This is a genomic window from Variovorax sp. P4_D9 (genome assembly GCF_056401695.1).
The window spans coordinates 1-2,080 of the sequence record NZ_JBFUIU010001205.1; the positions used below are offsets into that span (position 1 = coordinate 1).

General features: G+C 68.4%; 2 protein-coding genes. Both read left to right on the plus strand.

Translation table 11 applies throughout. From position 1 onward, the window contains the following. Nucleotides 1-1,306 (plus strand): 1,4-alpha-glucan branching protein GlgB (gene glgB / locus AC1DY5_RS53020; protein WP_478122248.1); only part of this gene is annotated, 1,306 nt, incomplete at its 5' end. A 7-nt stretch (nt 1,307-1,313) separates the two neighbouring features. Then, a partial coding sequence (locus tag AC1DY5_RS53025) for a maltotransferase domain-containing protein (protein ID WP_478122249.1) occupies nt 1,314-2,080 on the plus strand: 767 nt, incomplete at its 3' end.

The window sequence follows — 2,080 nt, forward strand, 5'->3', positions numbered from 1 at the left end:
CTTCTATGGCTCGTGGGGCTACCAGACCACCGGGTACTTCGCACCCACGGCGCGCTACGGCGAGCCGCAGGACTTCATGTACTTCGTCGACCACATGCACCAGCGCGGCATCGGCGTGGTGCTGGACTGGGTGCCGTCGCATTTCCCGACCGACGCCCACGGCCTGGCCGGCTTCGACGGCACCCACCTCTACGAGCACGCGGACCCGCGCCAGGGCTTTCATCCCGAATGGAACTCGGCCATCTTCAACTACAGCCGCAACGAGGTCCGCAGCTTCCTGATCTCTTCGGGCCTGTTCTGGCTCGACCGCTACCACGTCGACGGCCTGCGGGTGGACGCTGTCGCCTCGATGCTGTACCTGGACTACGCGCGACGCGGCGGCGAGTGGATCCCGAACCGGCGCGGCGGGCGCGAAAACCTCGAGGCGATCGACTTCCTTCACACGCTCAACCGGGCGGTGCACCGCGAGCACCCCGATACCTTTACCATGGCCGAGGAATCGACCGCCTGGCCGCAGGTCTCGCGGCCGATCGCGCAGGGCGGGCTGGGCTTCGACATGAAATGGAACATGGGCTGGATGCACGACACCCTGGCCTACATGAGGCAGAACCCGGTGCACCGGAGCTACCACCACCACGGGCTGACTTTCTCGATGATCTACGCCTTCAGCGAGAACTTCGTGCTGCCTCTCTCGCACGACGAAGTGGTGTACGGCAAGGGCTCGCTGATCGACAAGATGCCGGGCGATGCGTGGCAGCAGTTCGCCAACCTACGCACCTTGTTCGCGTACATGTGGGCGCATCCAGGCAAGAAGCTGCTCTTCATGGGGGGCGAGTTCGCCCAGCGGCGCGAATGGACGCACGAGGGCCAGCTCGACTGGCACCTGATGGAGCAGCCGGCGCACCGTGGTATGCAGCATCTGATCGGCGAACTCAACCGGCTCCTGCGTGCCGAGCCCGCGCTGCATGAGCTGGACTTCGCCGCCGAAGGCTTCGAGTGGATCGTTGCCGACGACGCCGCGCAGAGCGTGATCGCCTTCGTTCGCCGCGCCCGCAACGGCGATCCGGTCCTGGTGGTCAGCAATCTGACGCCGGTCCCGCGCCAGAACTACTTCCTGGGCGTGCCGACGGGCGGCGTCTGGCACGAGATCCTCAACAGCGACGCGCAGGCCTTCGGTGGCGCCGGCTGGGGCAATCTGGGCGAGGTCGAGGCCGCGCCGATGCGCTCGCACGGCCAGAAGCACGCGCTCTGCCTGACCCTGCCGCCGCTGTCCACCCTCTACCTGAAAGCCGCCGCCGATGCCTGAGAGCCTCTTGCTGAAACCCGCAGCGACGACGCCGAATCCGCCGGCCTCGCTCGATGCACACGACGGCCGCAGCCGCGCCGTCATCGACGCGGTCCTTCCGGTGGTCGATGGCGGCCGCTTCGCGGTCAAGCATGTGGCCGGCGAAAGCCTGCGCGTGACCGCCCACGTGTTCACCGACGGCCACGATGCGCCGCGGGTGACGCTGCAATGGTGGAAAGAGGCCGACGCGCGCCGGCGCGAACTGCCGATGAAGCTGAGGTACAACGACGAGTGGCATGCAGAGTTCGTGCCGCCGACGCCCGGGCGCTACCGCTACACCGTCGTGGCCTGGGTCGACGCCTTCGAATCCTGGCGCCACGAGCTGGTGCGGCGGGTGGATGCCGACGACATTCGCGTCGCCGCGCGGGTCGGCGCGCTCGAGATCGCCGCCGCGGCCGAACGCGCCACGGGGACCGATCGCGAGGCGCTGGCGGCCTGGGCGCGCGCCCTGGAAGAAGGCGCAGCCGACGCCGAGACGGAGGTGACGGAGCTCAAGGACCTCGCGCTCGACGAGGATCTGGCCCTGACTGCGGGCCGCTTCCCCGACCGTCGGCTCATGACCCACTTCGCGGTCGAACTGCCGCTGGTGGTCGACCGCGAGCGCGCGCGCTTCAGCAGCTGGTATGAACTGTTTCCGCGCTCGGCCGGCGAGCGGCCCGGCGTGCACGGGACCTTCGCCGATGTCGAGGCCCGGCTGCCGCTGATCGCCTCCCTGGGTTTCGACGTGCTGTACTT